Annotated in this window: 16 protein-coding genes; 2 read left to right on the top strand and 14 right to left on the bottom strand. The window is 42.3% G+C overall.

What is annotated here, in order from left to right:
- Together Q8S11_RS15225 and Q8S11_RS15220 are read left to right on the top strand one after the other, a co-directional pair.
- Entirely contained in the window at positions 1-2,937 is a 2,937-nt protein-coding gene (locus Q8S11_RS15225) for a DNA polymerase III subunit alpha (RefSeq protein ID WP_305662981.1), read from the top strand.
- A 309-nt stretch (positions 2,938-3,246) separates the two neighbouring features.
- Positions 3,247-3,759: a hypothetical protein gene (locus Q8S11_RS15220; RefSeq protein ID WP_305662980.1), complete on the top strand. Its 513-nt coding sequence runs from the start codon at positions 3,247-3,249 to the stop codon at positions 3,757-3,759.
- 125 nt (positions 3,760-3,884) lie between these two features.
- Here the strand turns inward: Q8S11_RS15220 and Q8S11_RS15215 are convergent, their stop codons facing one another.
- The 14 genes from Q8S11_RS15215 to Q8S11_RS15150 form a co-directional block, all read right to left on the bottom strand.
- Positions 3,885-5,024 carry a lactonase family protein gene (locus tag Q8S11_RS15215; protein WP_305662979.1) on the bottom strand — a complete coding sequence of 380 codons (1,140 nt, stop codon included), beginning with the start codon at positions 5,022-5,024 and terminating at the stop codon, positions 3,885-3,887.
- A gap of 50 nt (positions 5,025-5,074) precedes the next feature.
- On the bottom strand, positions 5,075-5,518 hold the full coding sequence (locus Q8S11_RS15210) for a cytochrome c (protein WP_305662978.1): 444 nt from the start codon (positions 5,516-5,518) through the stop codon (positions 5,075-5,077).
- A gap of 58 nt (positions 5,519-5,576) precedes the next feature.
- Entirely contained in the window at positions 5,577-7,175 is a 1,599-nt protein-coding gene (locus Q8S11_RS15205) for an aminotransferase class V-fold PLP-dependent enzyme (RefSeq protein ID WP_305662977.1), read from the bottom strand.
- 12 nt (positions 7,176-7,187) lie between these two features.
- Entirely contained in the window at positions 7,188-8,459 is a 1,272-nt protein-coding gene (locus Q8S11_RS15200; protein WP_305662976.1) for an amidohydrolase/deacetylase family metallohydrolase, read from the bottom strand.
- Between the two features lie 272 nt (positions 8,460-8,731).
- A complete protein-coding gene (locus tag Q8S11_RS15195; RefSeq protein WP_305662975.1) occupies positions 8,732-11,494 on the bottom strand; it encodes a PQQ-dependent sugar dehydrogenase in 2,763 nt (920 codons plus the stop codon).
- A gap of 130 nt (positions 11,495-11,624) precedes the next feature.
- On the bottom strand, positions 11,625-12,386 hold the full coding sequence (locus tag Q8S11_RS15190) for a DUF1080 domain-containing protein (protein ID WP_305662974.1): 762 nt from the start codon (positions 12,384-12,386) through the stop codon (positions 11,625-11,627).
- A gap of 165 nt (positions 12,387-12,551) precedes the next feature.
- Positions 12,552-13,847: a Gfo/Idh/MocA family protein gene (locus Q8S11_RS15185; RefSeq protein ID WP_305662973.1), complete on the bottom strand. Its 1,296-nt coding sequence runs from the start codon at positions 13,845-13,847 to the stop codon at positions 12,552-12,554.
- 105 nt (positions 13,848-13,952) lie between these two features.
- Positions 13,953-15,248 carry an aminotransferase class V-fold PLP-dependent enzyme gene (locus tag Q8S11_RS15180; RefSeq protein WP_305662972.1) on the bottom strand — a complete coding sequence of 432 codons (1,296 nt, stop codon included), beginning with the start codon at positions 15,246-15,248 and terminating at the stop codon, positions 13,953-13,955.
- Positions 15,249-15,343: 95 nt separating this feature from the next.
- Entirely contained in the window at positions 15,344-16,705 is a 1,362-nt protein-coding gene (locus tag Q8S11_RS15175) for an alkaline phosphatase family protein (protein ID WP_305662971.1), read from the bottom strand.
- Complete coding sequence (eboE, locus tag Q8S11_RS15170; RefSeq protein ID WP_305662970.1) at positions 16,698-17,924, bottom strand: metabolite traffic protein EboE; 1,227 nt, start codon at positions 17,922-17,924, stop codon at positions 16,698-16,700. The genes Q8S11_RS15175 and eboE overlap by 8 nt, the downstream gene beginning before the upstream one ends.
- Before the next feature lie 21 nt (positions 17,925-17,945).
- Positions 17,946-19,112: a 3-dehydroquinate synthase gene (locus tag Q8S11_RS15165; RefSeq protein ID WP_305662969.1), complete on the bottom strand. Its 1,167-nt coding sequence runs from the start codon at positions 19,110-19,112 to the stop codon at positions 17,946-17,948.
- Positions 19,113-19,183: 71 nt separating this feature from the next.
- Positions 19,184-20,065: a UbiA-like protein EboC gene (eboC, locus tag Q8S11_RS15160; protein WP_305662968.1), complete on the bottom strand. Its 882-nt coding sequence runs from the start codon at positions 20,063-20,065 to the stop codon at positions 19,184-19,186.
- Positions 20,066-20,069: 4 nt separating this feature from the next.
- Entirely contained in the window at positions 20,070-21,053 is a 984-nt protein-coding gene (locus tag Q8S11_RS15155) for a TatD family hydrolase (protein WP_305662967.1), read from the bottom strand.
- A 10-nt stretch (positions 21,054-21,063) separates the two neighbouring features.
- The gene (locus Q8S11_RS15150) at positions 21,064-21,951 is read right to left on the bottom strand and encodes an EboA domain-containing protein (protein ID WP_305662966.1); all 888 of its coding nucleotides are present in this window, start codon (positions 21,949-21,951) and stop codon (positions 21,064-21,066) included.
- Positions 21,952-22,061: the final 110 nt, after the last annotated feature.

Genomic DNA, 22,061 nt, shown 5'->3' with positions numbered 1-22,061 from the left:
ATGTATCTGAATGTTCATTCACAATATAGTTTGCGCTACGGCACCCTCTCTGTCGAAAAACTAGTAGAGCAAGCCAAAATTATGGGGATAGAACAAATGGCACTTACCGATATCAATAACTCTACGGGAGCTATGGAATTCATCAGGGAATGCCAGGGCAAAGGAATCAAAGCCATTACAGGTATTGAGTTCCGGAGATCATCCCAACTTTTGTTTATCGGGATAGCCCGCAACAGGGAGGGTATGAAAGAATTGAATGACTTCCTTAGCTTTTACAATCTAAACAGTATGGAGCTGCCCGACAAACCCTGGGATTTTCAGAATGTTTACATCATATATCCATACAGCTCAGAACACCGGGATCTGAAAGAAAATGAATTTCTGGGTATCCCCTACCGGGATCTGAACAGTCTTTTCGGGAAGCCATTATCCGGAATCAGGGAAAAGATTGTGGCTCTGCATAGCGTGACTGTCAGCAATAAGATCGAGCATCGCCTGCATACCTATTTAAGGGGAATAGACCTGAACACCCTGCTCTCCAAGATCGGGAAAAATGACTGCTGCAATGAGGATGAGGTGTTCCTGCCCCCCGTTCAACTAAAAAAACGTTATGAGGCCTATCCCTTCATTATTAGTAATACCGAGAAGCTCCTGAACGACTGCAGCAGCAGCTTTGAAAAGGGCACAAAGAACCGGAAAACATTTACCGGATCGGCAAAAGATGATAAAGCCCTGCTCGAAAAACTCGCCCTTGAAGGAATGGAATACCGCTATGGCCGCTCGAACAGGGAAGCTTTAAATCGGGTACAGAAAGAACTTGCTGTTATTAATGAGCTTCATTTCTCCGCCTATTTTCTGATCACCTGGGATATCATCCGCTATTCGATGGCAAGGGGCTATTACCATATCGGAAGGGGCTCGGGGGCAAACAGCATCGTATCTTACTGTATGCGTATCACTGATGTGGATCCGATAGAACTCGACCTGTATTTTGAGCGCTTTCTGAACCGGCAGCGAAGTAGTCCGCCCGACTTCGACATCGATTACAGCTGGGATGAACGGGAAGATGTGCAGGACTATATATTTAAACGTTACGGCAGCAATAACACCGCATTACTTGGAACGATGAGCACCTTTAAAGACCGGTCCATCATCCGCGAGATCAGCAAGGTGATGGGCTTGCCGACTCAGGAAATAGACAGTTTTACCGACCCCACAAAACAGGAACAGAACCGGAATAACCCGACTTTCGCTAAGATACTGGCCATTCAGAGCATGATGCAGCATATGCCCAATCAACGTTCTATCCATGCAGGAGGTGTGCTGATCTCGGAAGAGCCAATTACCTATTATACCGCACTGGATCTGCCTCCCAAAGGCATGCCTGTCGTACAATGGGATATGTATGAAGCCGAAGCCATCGGATATGAAAAGTTCGATATTCTGAGCCAGAGAGGCATCGGACATATTAAAGAGGCGGTCCGGCTCGTCCTCGAAAATCAAAAAACAAAACTGGATATCCATGCGGTCAGTTCCTTCATGAAGGATCCGAAAATTAATTCGAAATTAAAAACAGGCGAGACTATCGGCTGCTTTTACATCGAATCGCCTGCCATGCGGCAACTGCTGAAAAAATTGGGATGCGAGAATTATCTGACGCTCGTTGCCGCAAGTTCAATCATCCGCCCCGGAGTAGCCTCTTCGGGTATGATGAAGACTTATATCAGCAATTACCATGACCCCGAAAATGTCGAATACCTGCATCCGGTGATGAAGGAGCACCTTCGGGAAACCTTCGGTGTAATGGTGTATCAGGAAGATGTGATCAAAATCTGCTATCATTATGCCGGGCTTGATCTCACAGATGCCGACGTTTTGCGTCGGGGTATGAGCGGAAAATACCGTTCTAAAAAGGAATTTGATCGCCTGGTTCAGCGATTTTTTGACCGTGCCAAAGAGATTGGAAGAGATGAGAAAACTACCGAAGAAGTCTGGCGGCAGGTCTCATCTTTTGCAGGGTACAGTTTCTCAAAAGCCCACTCTGCTTCATTCGCTGTAGAAAGTTACCAAAGTCTCTTCCTCAAAACTTATTATCCCATGGAGTTTATGGTGGCTGTACTGAATAATTACGGGGGCTTCTACCAGCGCTGGGTCTATGTTCATGAGCTACAGAAATCGGGTGCCCGGGTGCATTTACCCTGTGTAAACAACAGTGAAGCGAAGGTTAATATCAGAGGTAAAGATGCGTGGCTCGGTTTTATTGGCCTCCAGGGACTTGAAAACCAATACATCGGGCTTATCCCGGCAGAACGGGAAGCCAATGGCCCCTACCGCGACCTTGCTGATTTTATCAAACGAACCGGAATCGCACTCGATCAGGCCATCATCCTGATCCGTATCGGAGCACTCAGATTTTGCGGGAAGAACAAAAAAGAGCTGCTATGGGAAGTACATAATTACCTCGGCAGCAAGCTGGTACCTAAACAGGATAGCGAACTATTCTGTACCGAAGCGAAAGAACTCTATCTGCCCGAACTGGAAAGCTCGGTATTGGAAGATGCCTATAATGAACTCGAGTTATTGGGCTACCCGATAAGCATGAATATGTTCGACCTGATGAAATCAGAATACCGCGGGGATGTTGCAGCAAAAGATTTATCAAAGCACCTCAACAAAACAATCCGCTTAGCAGGCAATTACGTCTGTGAAAAGACAGTCCGCACAAAAAACAATAAGAAAATGTGGTTCGGCACTTTTCTAGATGCAGAGGGCGAATTCCTGGATACAGTTCATTTCCCGAATAATACTCCTTCCTATCCTTTCAGAGGAAAGGGCTGCTATCTGATCCTTGGAAAAGTAGTCGAGGATTTTGGCTGCCCCGCGATCGAGGTTGAAAAATTTGCCAAACTCCCGATCAGGGATAACCCGGTTTTTTAACAGATTCTCTGGCCGGTGTTAGCTGGTCGGTGATAACACCGACCAGAGGGACGATTGGTAGACCGCGACTACAGGAAACCTGTAGTCGTCCCTGTGGTCGGTGTTTTAGATTTCCTAAGGTCGGTGTTATCACCGTACCATGAAATCCCTATGATCGGTGTTATCACCGTACCATACCCCTAGCCTGATGTTTTCCCTGTGGTCGGTGTTATCACCGACCACTACCCACCACAACCTCCGAATACTCAATGCATGCTACCACTTACTCATTCCTGGAAACATCATGATTCTCTTTGTTTACGTTTAACTATGAATCACGGAGATATAGAGTTCTTCACCGTTACCTGCCTAAATTGGCAAACCTTACTTAATGAAGATAAACACAAGCAGATAATCCTTGACAGCCTTGGGTTCCTGGTAAAGGATGAACGGATATGGCTGTATGCTTATGTAATTATGCCAAATCACATGCACATACTTTGGCGTAAGCAGAACGACTGGATTGAAAAAAATGTTCAGCAGAATTTTCTTAAATATACCGCACAACAAATAAAGTTCAACTTACTTGAGTACAACCCAAATGAACTAGTTAAATATACCAGCACACAACGTGACAGACAGTTTCATTTCTGGGAGCGAAGAGCTTACAGGGCCCGAATATTAACAAGAGCGGTTGCAGAACAAAAAATAAACTACATGCACTTCAATCCGGTTAAGGCCGGACTTTGTAAATTACCAGAAGAGTATTTATTCTCTTCAGCCCAGTACTACTATCTGAACCAACACAATCCTCTTCTTACTCATTACATGGAGCATCTGTAAGGCTGGTCGGTGATGGACTGGTCGGTGATGGACTGGTCGGTGATAACACCGACCAGAGGACCGACCAGAGGACCGACCAGAGGACCGAGCAATAGGCCGGTCAGTGGACAGCGACCAGAAGATCTTTACAACTCAATCAAACAAGTGACAGCCGGGATAGTATGCTGAACTCCATTGGGCTTCATCAAACCAGTATTATTGTCTCTGTTAAAGATCACCACATTATCGGTATTTGAATTGCCTACCAGAACATATTCGCCCGATTTGCTGATCATGAAGTTTCTTGGATGTTTCCCTCCGGTCGACTCATGTCCAAGCATCTTCAATTTCCCGTTCCTGTTATTAACCGAATAAATCACGACACTTTCATGCCCTCTGTTCGTTGCATAAATAAATTTGCCATCCGGCGAGAAATGAACATCAGAAGCATAGGTCACCTCTGAATAACCTTCGGGAAGCATACTTAAACGCTCAATAGTCTTTAAGGCTCCTGTTTTCTTATTTACTTTAAAGCCAACAATAGTATTGGATAATTCATCGACAGAATAGGCAAATTTCCCGTTCTGGTGTATCTTAAAATGGCGCGGGCCTGATCCGGCAGTTACCTGTACAAATGGAACAGCAGCGGGCTTTAACTTACCCTCGTTCAAAACTTCATAAATCACGATCCTGTCTGTACCCAGATCAGAAACGTACAGAAACTTCCCATCAGCAGATGGAATACTGGAGTGAGGATGAGGCCTCAACTGTCGCTGCGGATTAATACTGCTGCCAGTATGTTTAACATAATCAGAGGCTTTAGCCAGCGAGCCATCCGCATTTATTGGGAATACAGTAACACTTGCATCTCCATAATTGGCTGTGTAAGCAAACCTTCCTTTTGGATCAATACTGATATGGGCCGGTCCTTTCCCTCCCACCGATTGTTCATTTACCTTTTTTAAGAACCCTGTAGAAGGATCTATTTTAAAAGACATAACGGCACCATTGCCATCGCCAAGTGTACCCGTACCATAAATTGAATATAAAAAATCTTTCTTCGGACTGAAAGCTAAAAAGCCGGGGCTACTACCCTCTGTCACTGTTTGCAATTCCTTTAGTGTGCCTTTCTGCTGGTCGAATTCCAATACATAAATACCTTTACTTCCTCTAGCCGAAGATGAACCTGCATAGATGATACCTTTCGTGCCTGTTTGAGCAAAAAGCTCAGTAGAATTTGCAATAATCATGGTCAGGACAAACCCAAATGAAATTAATTTTTTCATAGTCTGATATTTTGTGAATAATTTAATATAAGAAAAAAATGCATTATTAATCAATTATTAAGAGTTTTAAATGGATTTTTCTGAAGAGGAAAGGGTTTTGAAAGATCCCTGATATACTCTACAAGCTGCCATTGTTGCTCATCCGACAGTTTGGATTTAAAGCCTGGCATGATTCCTTTGCCTTCCCTTATCTTCCAGTATAAAGCACCATCACTTTGTCCCACAATCCCATCATCTTTAAAATCAGGTACTTGCTGACTGGTATGTTCCAAAGGATAACCTTGTCCCTGATTGCCATGGCAGGAAACACAGTATAAACTATACACCTCCTGTGCCTGTGGAAGTGTCAGGGGCTCAATATGATATGGATTATATAAAGTATCTGCCCAAGCCGGAGCTTTCCAATCCTGCGGCTGCACATCATAGGTGCCGGCGAATGACAATACCAGAGTACTTAGACAAATAAGCAAAATAACAGATCTTATAGCCCGCATATCAGTTCCTGATTATTAAAATTGATCAAAGCCACAATATATCCCCCTTTTTTAATTATTACCCGGTACGTCTTGCCCCTGCCGGGCGATAATCATGGCGCTTGGCTGTCCACTCTGCGTCCCCATACTCACTCAGACTAACCTTACCCTGCATCGTATTTGCATCGGCAGTTCCGGTGAATGTATAATTTATACGAACACCCTCTTTGGTGTACGAGCTCCGTATTGTAATCTGTTTACCATGAAGCGTTCCGTCAAGGTCGCGGGAACCTATACTGGCAATATGTGTTCCAATAAATTCATTACCCTTTTGCTCAATGATCAGGGTTTGATCTACCGTGCTGGCAGAAAATTTCATCTTAAGGTCCCATTGTCCGCTAAGGTCAAAAGCGGCTTCTCCGGCAGCTCTCTTTATCAGAGGAGGTTTGGTTAATATGGAATATATGCGGTCGGCAATTATTTTCTCTTCGCCTGCCTGAAGTGCCGGAGTATGGATACTGATATTGGGCTGCAAATTAGGTGGAAATGGAAGAAAACTTCCAGCACCACTTACAGCAATACGGGGAGTACCATCCCATAAAAGACCTTCCATATCCTCGCCGGTTAACGGAATGATCGATTTATCCCAGTTAATAGTCACAGAAGGCGCACGGTTACTTCTTCCTTTAGGCTCAGTCAGCCTTGTTGTAACTCCCTTAACATTCGCCAGACGCTGAATGATATGATTCCCATAAGATAGCCAGGTCTTCCATTCTGCCGCATGATCACGCTTGAACCAGGTTTCTACTGCAGCAAGCATACCCATAATTTCTTCACGGCCAACCTTAAATCCACGGCCAAATCCATGGTGCGGTCCGGCATTTATTCTCGAGGCGATAATCAGGTCTTTACGTCCCAATAATAAACCTGCACATTGTGGACCGCGAATATATTTACCCCCGCTATAAGCAACAAGGTCGGCACCCTGTGAAATATGCGGATTAGGAACTTCCAGCACTTCGGCAGCAGCATCCACTAAAATTGGCACACCCAGGGGCTTTGCTACTGAGGATATTTCTTTGAGGGATAGCGGTCCGTTCTCGGATCGTCCACCGGCAAGAACAAGAATCATAGCCGTACGCGGACCGATAGCCAGTTTTAAATCATCCAGGGTACTGACCTCTACCATTCGCACTCCGACAGCTTTTGCCGCCGCATCATAGGCAGTTCTTGAATAGGCTGGAATAATCACCTCATCCTTCATACCCCTCAGATCAGGAATCATCCAAAGCTTATCAGGATCTCCTCCGGTTACACAACCTGCCGTACCAGCAGTAATTGCAGCCGAAGCACCGCAACTGACATAACCGAACTCAGTGCCGGTCAGCTCACCCAAACGGGCACCAACTGCATCCATCAGTTCATCAATCTGAACGTATTCCTTAACCGCTTCATCCATTGCCACTTGAACTTCAGGAAGGATCTGGCTCGCGCCAACCACGGTAACCGTACCCCTTGCATTGATCAGCGGCCGAACACCTATGGCTTCATAAATACTTTTGCCTGCCTGCTTAGCCATCACTGGACCAGCAGCAAAGACAGATTCTATGTTAGATACTGAAACCGCACCTGCAACAGGCAAGAGGCTCAGGCCTTTTATTAATTCTCTCCTTTTCATACGTTTATTAAATTAAAGGGCAGGAAGTCCGCCAGCTACTCTTGGCAGCGGATTTGTTAAACCATTCAGGTCATAAAATACACGCCCCCCCTTTACAGTAACTTCACATTCAAAACGTTTCTTCCCCTCTAACCTTTCACCCATCTGATCAAAAACACCGAACTTTCCTTTGCGGATTCGCAGAACAGTCACATCACCCTCCGAACCTACTGAAAGATTCCCAATATCTTCCCTATGAATAACCTGAGCAGGCTTCCAGGTCACTGAATTTATAATTGCAGGAACATCCATTCCAAGGGTAAGAAACTTGTTCATCACATTCAGAATATCCTTCATTGCCGAATTCATACTTCCGCCATGATGATCAGTGCTGATCACATCCGGATAGAAACCTGCTTTAGTAGCCGGGATAGCATGTTTAAATGAAAAACTCGCAGCCCCATGACCTACATCCCAAATAACCCCTCTGTTTCTTGCCTCAAAAACAAAAGGACGAAGATTTCCTGTTACAGGGTCGGTGATAGCTTCCCGATCTTTACCACCGCCACCATATGTATGGGTATAAATATCTCCCGGACGGAATTTCTTCATGGTCAGTTCTTCCAACGACAATCCGCCGCCGCCAAAATCAACGATCACCGGGATATTGCCTGCAATTTTCCCAGCTTCAATCGCACGGTCAATAGGAACCCAATCCGGTTTATTATAATGTGCAACCTTAAATCCAACGATTAGATCTTTGTATTTCAAAGCCATATCGGCGGCTTGACGCGCATCCATATCATTATTATCTTGTTCTATTGCACCCCCGGCCATGCCTTCGCCCACGATATTAAGGAATGCAAGAACACGGGTTCTTGACCTGTCAATCGTTTGATCTTTAAACTTCTCAAAATTGCGCCAGCCCGCGCTTCCTGCATCCACAACAGTGGTTACACCCACACGAAAAGTGAATCCATCGGGCTGATTAGCATAATAACTGTTCCTTAAATATTTATCAGGCTCAGTACCTGCAAAATTATGTGTATGCATATCAATAATGCCCGGAGTAACATATAAACCCTTTGCATTCACGACTCTGGCAGCAGATTTTAGATCCATATTTTTTGACACAGCTGCAATCTTACCCGCCTTATCAATTGCCACATCCATCACCTCATTTATGTTGTTCTTTGGATCGATAACATGTCCGCCCTTAATAATTATGGCATACATCGGATCTGCCTTTTGAGCCATAACCTGGATACTTAAAATTGAAAAAAAAATTAAAAATAGTTTTTGCATTATAATTGTCTTAATGTTAATTATTTGGTCTTCCCTGAACAAAAAGGTAAATATTATGAAAAATAGTCAAATTTTGTGGCTGCTAATGTAATTTTTCAATGGCGATTATATATTCCGGGTACATTGGCTGGTATATCCCCACAAATATTTTCCTGTTTTTAATCAGATGCAAGAGATGAAACGTTGGCCGGATTTCGCTTAAAACCTGTTCCTATTTCATTCTAAACAATGGCTGAAGCCAATTGATATTGTTAGAATCTATTGTATAGTTTTTATCTATAATTTTTGTTTGAAAAATAGATCCAGTCTATATCGAATAAATTCTTCTTATCTGTTTCATCAGTAAATACAAAATACAAAGCCCCTACAGCCTTGGTTTCCTTCAGCTCTGTTAGCATTTCCATCCATTGTGCCTGAGCTCCCGCGATTCTGGCTGGAATTGTTATCGAACTTATCAGCGGGCCATTTTTATTTCCAAGACGGACTTCAATTGAACCACCCGACTGAGCGCGAACCCTGTATTTCAATTGCTTAACATTCAGGAGATCAATTGAGTTGAAACGTATAAAACTGTTATGATTGATGCTTGTTGCATAGCTTAGGAATTCTGTAGTGATAGTGCCCAGACGGACGTTACCTTCATCAAAATCTTCGGCCTGAACAAATGGATTCCTTAAAGTAATATAGTCACGGCTCTGCAAGGGTTCAATTCCATTCGCACCCTGATCGGTATACGTTGCATTCAAAAGGTATAGGCCATCTATGCCCTTCCCGATATGTTCCTTTAATACAATCCCATCTTTTAACGGACGATTTCCTTCAGACTTATCGATTAAGGAAAAAATATAATTAACGATCTCCTCTGCATCAATTTTAGAAAGCTCGGGATGAGGGATCATCGCACGTTCGCCCCATACCCCGCTTCCTCCCTGAATGATTTTATCAGAAAGATAATTAGCGGCACCTTGCTTACCGGAATACCGCTCCGAGATAGCGAGATATGTTGGGCCAACGGAGGCTTTATCGACAGAATGACAGGATTTGCAATCCAGTGTAGCAGTCAGTTGCTGCCCCTTTAAATAGTTGAAATTCCCGGCATCCTGATTTTGGGTTAAAATAACAGCAACATCTTTTCCACGGGGCAGATAGCCAAAACTAACTTTGATCCTTTCCGGATTAATCGTTGTCTCTTCCTGATCCTTCACAACGACGCTATAATCAAACAAGGAATTATCCCAGTAGAAGCTACGGTTAGAGATCGTTTCAATCCGAACCTCCGGGGGTGTATTTCCTGCAAAGATTTGAATACTGGCAATCCCGCGGCCACCTTTATCATCAGTAACAGTTAAGCTTACAGTATGGGCTCCAACTTTGGTATATGTATAATTAACAATTGGGCCATTAAATTCCTTATTGTCTATATTCCATGTATAAAATAATTTATCATCCTGATCATGATCAATTGATTTTTTACCCGAAAACTGTACAGAAAATGGACTTGCTCCATATTGTTTATCAGTCTGTATTTCTGCTACCGGATTTCGGTTACCTTCCTGATATTCAATACGAACCAATTTTGCATCCATATTTTTGGAGAACCAGTTTGTGCCGTACTCCAATACATACAAAGCACCATCATTACCAAACTGCATATCTACAGGAGCCTTAAAATTAAGGTGCTTCAAAAACGGCTCCATGCTGAGATAATTTCCGTTTTTATCAAAGCTGACAGCCATTATCCAACCACGGATCCATTCATAAATAAACAATTTACCGTTATAATAGTTGGGTAATTTATAAGGTGCATCCGGAAAAAGATCTGCATAATATACTGGTCCTGCCATGGCAGAGGCTCCACCATTTCCCAGTAATGGAAATGTTTTAGAGTTCTTCTTTCCATACCAGATCATCGCTGCTTGTGCAGGCGGCAAATCCCGTTCACCCGTATTATTCGGAGAATCATTAATCGGGTTGACAGGATCGTTTTTAGCACCTAATGTCTTTGTTTCAAAATCATATTTTGGGAAGGCCTGATTGTTTCCAAGAAAATAGGGCCAGCCATAAAAGCCGGGCCTTCTTGCCTGGTTTATTTCATCGTAACTCATCAGTTCCCCTTCATCCCCCATTACTTTGGTATCAGGACCAACATCTCCCCAATAGAGATAATTATTTTTTCTGTCGACACTAAAGCGATAAGGGTTTCGTAATCCCATTATATAAATTTCGGGACGCCCTTTCGGATTTCCCGGTGGAAATAAATTACCTTCAGGAATAGCATAGGTTCCATTTTCCAAAGGCTTAATACGCAGTATTTTTCCTCTCAGATCATTGGTATTTGCTGCTGTAGCCTGATCGTCTGCCAGGGCTCGTCCCGGTCGCTCATCAACCGGGGTATAACCCTCTGTTTCCTCGGCATTGGTATTATCACCGGTCGATAAATAAAGTAATCCATTTGAATCAAATGAAATATATCCTGCTGAGTGGCAGCAATATTTTCGCTGAGTTGGGATTTCCAATAGAACCTTTTCTGAATTCTGAACCAGCACATCGCCAAGCAATACAAATCTCGATAATCGATTTACGGCATGATCGCCTGCGACCGAATAATAAAAGTAGACCCAATGGTTCTTACTAAAATCAGGATCGGTGGCTATACCCAAAAGACCATCCTCAATGCCACTGAATACATTAAAGTTCCTTATTGTTTTGACTTGCTTTGTTTTTCTATTATAGATTTTCACACTTCCCTTACGCTCAGCAAGCAAAACATCATTATTGGGAAGAATTGCCATTCCAAGAGGTTCATCGAAACCCTGCGCAAGAACAATTCGGGTAAAGCGGCTGCTATCAGGAACATCAAAAGCCTCTTTACAATTAGTGTCAGCCGGTTTATTCCTTGAGAATGAAAGCACAGTATTTTCAACAGTCAAACCTCCATTATTACCTGGAAAATAGAGAAATTCTCCTGACCTCATGCCCATGACAAATGACATCAGGGTAAGGAGAGTTATAAACAGCAGGGTGTATTTTTTCATTTGAATAAATCAATGGCAGCAGAAAGTAATACGCAAAATTATAATCAGAAATTCAATTCCATAGAAAAATTAAAAAGCGTCTAAAAGATAATTGCTTTTTTTAACAAAGGAAATTATTCAAACTGCCAAATTAAGGAAGCAAAGCTGCAGTTTGCTCAGCAGATGTAACACCGGGTGCTAGTTCAATAACTTTAAGATTACGGTAGAAAATCTGAGCACCTTCAGCTTCCAGACATAGATATCCCTTCTTTTGAGTGGATTTGCTTATACCATTCACAAACTTTCCGTTTACAGCGAGTTTAATCACTCCGTCAACACAAACAACATCATAAGTATTCCATTCACCCTTGCCCTTCACACGATTTTCGATCGACTTGCTTCTGTCGCCTCTGGGATTATCCGGAACTGTTGTTACGCCCTGGACACCAAAAAGTTCACCATGAACATAGGCAATTGGAGGTTTTACCCCATTTCTTATGTTCAGATCAACCCATTCCAGATCCAGCATCTGAATTTCTACACCATCTGGAAGCGGATTTGTACCAACAGGCCTGGCACCGCTCCAGGCAAATATTCCTGAATTTCCTCCAGCCTCCATATGCTTCCATTCCACATGCAAAATAAAATTTTCATATTGTTTCTCTGAGCGAATAACTCCGATTGGAAGGCCTGTATTTGAAAGTGTTCCATCTTTCATCACCTTCCAGGTATCTTTTGTTGTGTTGACATTTACCCATTTCAATTTATTCTCCTTTGCCTTTGATTTGGAAAGCACAGCATCCATATTTGTGGATGTACCAAACTCAAACAAGGTTTCCTGAGAATAAGATAAGTGGCTGCTAATTAGCAGGATACTAAGGAGCATCAGTCCTTTTTTTATTGAGTTATTCATAATTTGTTTTTTCAGTTCTAAAATCATTTTATAATTCTTATTGCTCCTCTGGTCGGTGTTCTCCGTACCATAAGCACTCACATCCCATGGTCGGTGAGAACACCGACCAAAGGGAAATACAATCGTTATCTCGCTTTGCGTCTTAGCGTCTTTGCGAGACAAACCCTATACCACCTTCGTCACTCCAGGTATTGCAGGCGGAGGAACCGGCCATTTCAAATCCCAGTCGTATTTGTGAAAATCCGGTCCGAGAACCTGATTAGAATTCATTGCCTGCTCCCAGGTAATTGACTGACCACTGTATGCCACCATTCTACCCAAAATTCCCAGCATCGTACTATTAGCCATCATTTCCCCATCGTTCATCGGCTTACCGGCTCTGATGGATGCAAATAGCTCATTATGCTGTGTCTGATACATATCATTCTTTTCGCCCTGATACTCCCAGTTATTTTTCCCGCTGATTTTGTGGACATTACCCTGGTAAAAAGCTGTGCCTTCAGAACCTATGATTTCAACCGAATTTTTGGATGCACAACCATCCTGCTGACGGCAGAAATTGTAGCCTTTAACTCCATTAGCAAAATCAAATTCTATTGCAAAATGGTCATAGATATTACCATACTTAGCTTCAACCCTGGATTGTCTTCCTCCGGTTCCAAAAGCTCTAATTGGCATTTGACTACCAATTGCCCAGGTCATCATATCCAGATTATGCACAACCATTTCCACTATAAAATCACCCGAAAGCCAGTCGTAATAATACCAGTTACGCATTTGATATTCCATATCAGTCCATTCGGGTTTACGCTCAAAATTCCATAGCCCACCCCCATTCCGTGTAGAATTGACCATTTTCACCTCACCGATTGCTCCATTCTGTACCCTTCCAAACAATTCCCTTTTTGGGAGATCATAGCGGAAAGTAAATCCTGAAACGAGCGACAGGCCCTTTTCCTTAGCCCTCTTAGCTGCAGCAAGTACTTTTCTTACTCCGGGAGCATCTACGGCAACCGGTTTTTCGCAGAATATATGTTTACCGGCATTTACTGCGGCAGTTAATTGCTCAGGCCTGAAGGCTGGCGGAGTCGTTAATAGTACAACATCAACGCCTGAATCAATCAGTCGCTGATAGGCATCAAAGCCTACGAACCTGTTCTCTTTTGGAACCTTAACTTTATCCGGAACTGCCTTTAGAAGAATGTCATAGGACTGATCCAAACGATCCTGAAACACATCTGCCATAGCAGTAAGAATTACGTTAGGATCTGCCTTTAATGCCTGACTTGCAGCCCCTGTTCCTCTTCCTCCACAGCCAATCAAACCAACCTTTAAAACGTCATTACTTTTCGGGAATCCTTGTAATGGAAATGCCAGATTGAGGCCGATCGTACTACCTACCAGTACAGTTCCGGTAGATTTTATAAAATCCCTGCGATTTGTGTTTTCAGATACAGACATACCTTTCATTTTATTTATGATATAATAATAATGAATATAATTTAACATCCACCGAAAACACGGGAGGATAATAAATATTTAAGAAAACTATGAATATTAATCTTATTATTTAGCTGCTAATGCGATCTCCCTGATTGCCCTGACAAATTTATCAAGCTCAGGCAAGCGGGTATAAACATGTGGAGTTATGCGCACACAGCTAACATTCTCATACTCAATTGGTACCGCATGAATTTTATACCTGCTAAACAAAATTCTTGCAAGTTCCCTGGGTGCAATTCCATCGATACTCAGGCCACAAATTGCACATGAATAGGCCGATTTAAGGGATGTTTTTATCTTAACATTTGGAACCTTTAGAACTTGTTCAGCCCAGTAATTTTTAAGATATCTTACGCGTTCCTCTTTTCGCTTATTCCCAATAGCCATGTGAAAATTTATTGCTTCGCCTATACCCTGTTCGATAGGGAAACTCCGGGTTCCCAGAGTTTCAAATTTTCTGATATTGGTCCCGCGGGGATCAGTATTTGCCAGTAATGGCCAGATTTTCGAAATTTTATCCTGTTTGATCCACATCATACCACTGCCTATCGGAGCACTCAGGAATTTATGGAGGGAGGTTGCAAAATAATCACAACCCAGATCAGGAATTTTAAAATCTAACAATCCGAAAGAGTGTGCGCCGTCGCAAACTACCTCTAAACCATGGCGATGAGCCATATCGCTTAGTTTTGTAACCGGTAGAATCTGTCCGACCCAATTAATTACATGGGTAACATGAATAATTTTAGTTTTAGGTGTAATTGCATTTTCGAAAGCCGCTACAATTTCTTCATCATTCTCAATTGGGAAATTAAAACTTAGTTGTTTGTAAACAATGCCATCCCGCATAGCTCTTTGTTTCCATGCATTCATGTGGTTTGGATAATCAAGTTTACAACCAATTACCTCATCTCCTGACTTAAGATCAAGACCCAGAATTACAGTATTCAAAGACTCTGTAGCGTTGCGATTGATCACAATTTCTTCCTTATTGCATCCGCCAAGCTCAGCTAATTTCTCACGTAAAGGTTCTCTGCCCTGATCAAGAATTTCCCACATAAAGTAAGATGGGCCTTCATTGGTCATTTTATTATACCTTTCAACTGCTTCCTGAACTACCCTTGGCGAAGGACTAACACCCCCATTATTCAAATTAATTATTTGAGGACTAACGGTATAAGCTTGTTGTATAACACTCCAATAATCTTCATCTGAAGCCACAGTAATTGGTGAAAGATGATTCACTCTTGAATTGGCTGATGAGATTTCTGCAGCGTGTAATTGATTATACAAACTGTTTGCTGAGAAAGCTCCGGCCATTAAGCCAAGCTGCTGTAAGAATTGTTTACGTCCTGACATTAATCATTTAAATAAATACAAAAATATCGATCCTGATCAACCATTTGGATTTTATTAATAGCCTCAGGTTAATTATTAAACAGAAGGAAAAAAATCTAATTTTTCATTTTGGTCAATATTTCCCAAATCAGATCATAAACTTGGGTAGCGATGAACTTATCTCCAGGATTTTTTTCATCCGAAATTAATACCGGTTGATATTCTGGTGTCACTCCTGTTCTGCCGTGTGAGCCTCTTACCAAACCTGCATCCAGAGGTATTACATCCATCACATACCTGAATCCCGCTTTCTTCTTTAAGAGTTTATATCCTGCACGTAATTTTGAACTCATAAACATCTCTACCGGATCATAACCCGGCTTTTTATGAATATCAACACAACGGGCGTAATCAGGAGCCTTCTCATCATCAAGCCAGAAATAGTAGGTAAACCAGCTGTCTTCATCTGCCACAAGCACCAGATCACCGGAACGTTCATGGTCAATATGATATTGAGCCTGCTGAGCCTTATCCAGAATCAATTCTACACCCTTAACCTGCTTCAAAATTGAAATAACCTGATCCTTTACCGAAGAATCGTTAATATAAACATGAGCCATCTGATGGTCTGCAACAACAAAGGCTTTAGAAGCTCCCGGATCCAGCAATTCAAGCCCCCTTTCTTCTCGGATTGCGAGCAGTCCATGTTCACGGAACATTCGGTTTAGATGTAAAGGATGCTTAACAGGTGCTATCCCATATTCAGAAAGAATTATTATTTCCGCTTGGCGTTGTTCATAAAATGCAACCAACTTCCTGAGCAAATCATCAATTTCGCCTAGCTCTTTCGAAATCTTTGAAAAGTCTGGCCCAAACTTTTGCAGGCAATAATCCAGATGAGGTAAATAAATCAGGCTCAGTGTGGGGTCATAAAGTTTATCTGTGATCATGGATGCTTCAGCAATCCACTTTGATGATTCAATATTGGCACCCGGGCCCCAGAACTGAAACAAAGGGAAAGTGCCGAGTTTTTCCTGAAGAATGTCTCGCAAACCCGCAGGATGTGAATAACAATCCGGCATTTTTCGGCCATCTGCGAGATAATTAGGACGTGGCGTCACCGCATAATCAGCCGTTGAATACATATTGTACCACCAAAACATCTTTGAACAGGTAAATGCCGGGTCAACTTTTTTTGCTCTTTCCCAGATTTTCTCGCCACTCACCAGTTTATTGGATTGTTTCCAGAATTTGATCTCAGAATCAATCCGGTCATACCATCCGTTCCCAACAATTCCGGTTTCAGATGGCCATTTTCCGGTCAGATAAGTAGATTGAGCAGAGGTAGTCAGCGCCGGCAAAACAGGCTCAATGCGTATGAGATTTTTGCGTTCTGTATATTCCCTTAAAAAGGGCATATGTTCACCCATTACAGAGGTCGACAATCCGACAACATCAATTACTACTGTTTTATTCATGTCCTTTATCTTGATCCAATAATTCTCTCACCCAATTGAGTTCCCTGACTATACTCTCGCCGATTGGTGCTTTCAATGCATCCGGCAACACTTCCCAGGTATAGGTTTCTACTTCCATATGATCAGTAAAGGGCTTGTTCATTTGAATTTTCAACACTTCAATAATATCCTCTTGTGACGACTTCAACAATCCAAGATCTCTGATAAAAACGGGTACATGAAAATGCGCGCGCCACTCTCTGACCAATGGATTGGTATAATCACTTAAGGCTTCGGGGAGATCACGATATCGTAAATAATCTCCATCTTCTTTTCTTGCCACCACCTGATGGAGATAGGTCGGTTCATTATAGTTTTCAAATGCTTCCGCGATATCCGATCTGAGCTCCGGATTAAACGGAAGATCTGCCTTTAATGCTGCGCTGATCTGAATTTTACCGACCCGAATTCCCTTGCTGTCAAGGAGTTCAATAACTTCCCGATGTGCCTCATAACCAATGGCAAAATGACATACATCGTAGCAGAGACAGATATGTTCTTTAATAAGAAGTTCAGCTTCTTCAGGACTGATATTCAATCGATCAGGCAAGATTTGCTTTGAAATGGGAATAAGCACATTCTCAAACCAATCAATAAATTCAGCAGCCGATTCCAGTATGCCATCGGGTTCAGGTTCAATATCCAGATGCATTTTTACACCAGTATTATTCCTGATTCTGATCAGCTCTTCTGCTATCCCTATAATATTCTTAGTAGCGATTAATATTGCATTTTGAAAATCATCCTTATCCGGAAACCAGAAGCGATAACTAAGTGGTGAGGTTGAAATACCACCTTCCATTCCTTCAGGTAAAAGCTTTGCAAGTGTATTAAAAAGCCGGATGGTATAATCTACTCTTTCTTTGCTCGTCCAGTCGGGGGCATGAACCTTATCCTTTACCACTGCATGATGGAAATTTCCATAAGGAAATCCATTCATTGTAAATACATAGGCATTATTGGCGGCCAACCATTCTTTGAACTCTTTGAGTTCTTCAGCAGCCTGGATATCCATACTTGCAGAATTGGAAAGCCTTAAACCTATGCCCATAGCCTGATTCCCGCAAACCTGCTCCCTGATACCCGGAAAATTCTCCTTTAATGCAGCGAAATGATCCTTCCAGCTCTCACCCGAATGGATATTGGTACAATAGCTTAAATGTCCGGATGCGAGTTTCATAAATTAAATCTGAGAATCAGGTTAAGCTTTGCTGCTAGTATGACTGAGTCCTATTAAATATTCGGAAGACCTTTTAAGTATTTCATTATCAATACAATGTACTTCAAATCCTTTACCGATACCATCGAGTAGCATAATTGTAAGTTCACCTCCCAAATGCTCCCTGAACTCTTCTAGCCCTGATAAGATTGCTGAATTACCCTCTGATATCTGCATAACAGGGTGTGAAAGTGCAAATCCCAGTTTAAGTAATAAATCCAGAATTCTGTGGCTTTCAGAATCCGACAAATGACCTGATAAATTGGAATAAACCGTGTCAAGGGCCATCCCCATGGCAACAGCTTCCCCATGAAGCACTTCAAAATTTGAAAGTTGTTCAAGCTTATGCGCACTCCAATGACCGAAATCCAGTGGGCGTGAAGAACCGCTTTCAAATGGATCTTTACCTGCAATATGCTGCATATGAAGTTCTGCACATCTCTTGATCAGATAGTTCATCGTCTCCAAATCCCTATCCACAAGTGCACCTGCATTGTTTTCTAACCAGTGGAAAAATTCCGGATCCTTTATCAGGGCAACCTTAACTGCTTCAGAAATCCCTGAGCGCCAGTGCCTTTCATTTAAGGTTTTCAGATATTGCTCATCATTGAAAACAGCTACCGGAGGTGCGAAAGTTCCGAGAAAGTTCTTCTTAGCAAAGTAGTTGATCCCATTCTTAACACCAATTCCAGAATCATTCTGTGATAATACTGTTGTAGGGATCCGGATATGCCGGATACCACGATGTGAAACAGCTGCTGCATAACCAACCATATCGAGAACTGACCCTCCTCCTATCGCGGCTATATAAGAATGCCGGTCTATTTTGCAGGTGTTTACCGCCTCAAGTATCCGGTCAAAATAGGCAATATCATTCTTTACAATTTCCCCTCCGGGAACCACAATGATCTCGGATACAAGTTGTACGGCATGATACAACTCAAAATAGGCTCTTATTTCAGCAAGTACGTCATTCCCGGCATCCATGAATCCCTGATCAATTACAAATAATATTTTACGGGGAGTATTTCCCACTGCAATATCTTTCAAAAAATCATTTAAAAGGGGATTGGCCTGACTAAAAAGACCGGATGTAAAAAAGACCTTGTACTCGAACTTAACGGTAAATGACTGCTGCAAGTAATTCATAAAGATTGATGCCCCTGCTAAATCCAAACAAACTGTAGGAGCTGATTATATTTGTTAAAGATAAATTTCCATTAAGTAACTGCAAAACGTTTTGCCAGCCATAATGATAAGGGTAATAGCGAGGCGATGAGCAATGCAAAATAGACCTGTCCATACGCGGAAGCCCAGGCCGCATCCATCAAAATTAGAGAGATCACACCGGCTTTAACTGCCTTTCCTATATTCTTAGCAACCGGATCATTTATAGCCGCAACTAAAGGCTTGAATATCATCCAGGCAAAAGCAATCAGGAAAAGGACTGCGTATAGCATCTGCTGTTGCAGATAAGCAAAATACAGAATAGATCCAATCACGATCAGATATAACAATGCTCCTGTGTAAAGTTTATTTCTGTTTGACCCATGAACTTCCCCCTGACTTATCATTGTAATTGAGAAAATATAGATCAATGGAATCAAACCCATATAGTACTGGTTGTGAAGCGAGAGTGAGAGAATACTGATTCCAAGCAGGAGATTTAGTCCACGGCAAAGCCCCATATTTAAGGGTCCCAAAAAAGGGTGGTGTTTCCCGAATTTGTCATAAATCAAAGCAAAAACAAGAATCAGAAAGGCAATCAACCCCGACCAAACTGAAAACGCGAAGGCCGCTAAAAGTCCTGTTGCTAAAAGAACACTCCCAAGAATTACAGCTTCCCGGATACTCACCGCTCCACTGGGTATGGCTCTTTCAGGCCGTTCGATCTTATCAAGTTCTGCATCGAAAACATCATTGAAAACGATTCCTCCACCATATAAACCGATGGTTGAAAGACAAAGCAGAAAAACAGGCAACAATTCCTGCCCCGCTCCTAAAAAATAACCAGAAATGGCTATTCCTGCCAAAACATCTGCAACCGAGGTTACGATATTTGCCGGCCTGGTCAGACGCAGAAAAACCAATAGTTTTTTCAAGGCATTAACTGATAATCATTGAAGATTTATCTGTTCTTGGCTGTTGCCCTCCACGCAGTACAGTATTCCCTTCAAACTTTTCTGACTGATCGATAGATTGGGGTTTGCTAAAGTCATTCTCATCGATCTGTCCGCTCTGTGCAAATGCTGTGATTGCATTCGAATAGGTGATCAGGCGGATATCCTCATCACTAATTCCTCTTAATTTCATAAGAGCAGCTGTTTTTGGGATAGCCAGAGGATCGCTGATACCCCAATCGGCCGCAGAGTTGATCATGATGCGCTCCGGGCCATATTGCTTTGCAACTTCTACCATACGTTCATTACCCATCTTAGTAAAAGGATAGATGGTAAAAGCAGCCCAAAAACCCCTGTCCAGAACTTCCTTAACCGTTTCCTCATTATTATGATCAATGATAACCATGTAAGGGTCAATACCATGCTCAATTGCAATGTCCATGCTCCGCTGGGTTCCTCTCTTTTTATCACGGTGAGGTGTATGTACCTGAACCGGGAGTCCGGCCTCTTTGGCTAGTTCCAACTGAAGACGATAATACTTTTCTTCTGCAGCCGTCTGATCATCGAACCCGATTTCTCCAATCCCCACAACCCCTTCCTTGTAAATGAATAAGGGCAAAATCTCCATCACTTCGGCAGCCAGTTTCTCGTTATTGGCTTCTCTTGAATTTAATCCGATTGTACAGTAATGCTTAATCCCAAATTGAGATGACCGGAACCTTTCCCAGCCTACAAGGCTGCTGTAATAATCCCTGAAGCTATCAATACCTGTACGGGGCTGCCCCAGCCAAAATGCCGGCTCGATTAAAGCTACTACTCCGGCATCAGCCATTGCCTGATAATCATCCGTTGTACGCGAGCTCATGTGAACATGAGGGTCGAAGAATTTCATGCCTTTTATGATCCCAAGATCCATGGCTTCAGAAGGCACCTGTGGACTTCTGTCTTCAAATGAATGGCTGCAACACATATTTTGAATATTAAATTAAATTTTTGTTTTCTTCTTCCTGAGCCAGACTAGCCCAGTTTAGTTCATTATTTTTAATTGCCTGCAAAAGTTCAGGATAGCTTTTCAGGAGTTCTGCAGCTGATTCAGAACCCGATTGGATCAGGGTTAATGCAGCAGCCTGTTTCTCCCTCAAACTTCCTTCAAAAAGAACTTTTTTTAAATCATCAAGCAGGCTTTCATCTAAAAATTTACTCGTAAACCTCCACAAAAATGGATTAATCCTTCTTTTTGCTGCCCACCTTTCGTGGGCATAATCTGTGAGGGTAAGAGCAAGCTCGGCATTAGCTCTTTCATCAATGCCAGGAATCTGAATGATATCCTTATCCGTAAAAAAAGCCTTCAGTATCAATTGATTCCAGGCTTTTTCATCAAGATACTTCTCAGGATAGGGATTATGGTACATGATCGCTTCAAGCACAAGACCGATATTGCTGCGAATCCCTTCAGCACATCTCAGCTTCCAGCGGTCAGGCCATGCCAGTACAGGGAGGGATGAATAAAGCGCAACAAGTTCGGAAACCTCTGCAGCCATAAACAAATTTTCTATCGTTTTAATATACTTTTCCTGATCTGAAGGATCAAGATACAGTAATAAGCATAACCTTCCCAGCTTATCAATGGGCCAATTTTCTATGGTAAAACCAGGCTTCACATGATCAATTTTACTGATCAGATCTGAACTGATTTGAATAGTAGATTTCCCGGTTTTCCTGGGCATTAGCGCAAATGCGGTATTGATTAACCTGGCATCATCCGATCTTAAATTTTCACTTAACCAGGTCCAGGTATCCGGACTGAGGTTTGCACGGCTTACTTCTGTAATGAGTGCCCTTAATCTTTCTGCATCGTAATCGAACATGTCCAAAGAAATTGAATTTTATTTAGCCAGAAGGAATAATTATTGCGAAAAATATCAAAAATTAACCACAATAAGAACTAAAAACTTGAATTTAGAAGCATTTGAAAACA

The sequence above is a fragment of the Daejeonella sp. genome (assembly GCF_030695525.1).
In the GTDB taxonomy this organism is placed as follows: Bacteria; Bacteroidota; Bacteroidia; order Sphingobacteriales; family Sphingobacteriaceae; genus Daejeonella.
This window is presented reverse-complemented; position numbering and strand designations above follow the sequence as displayed.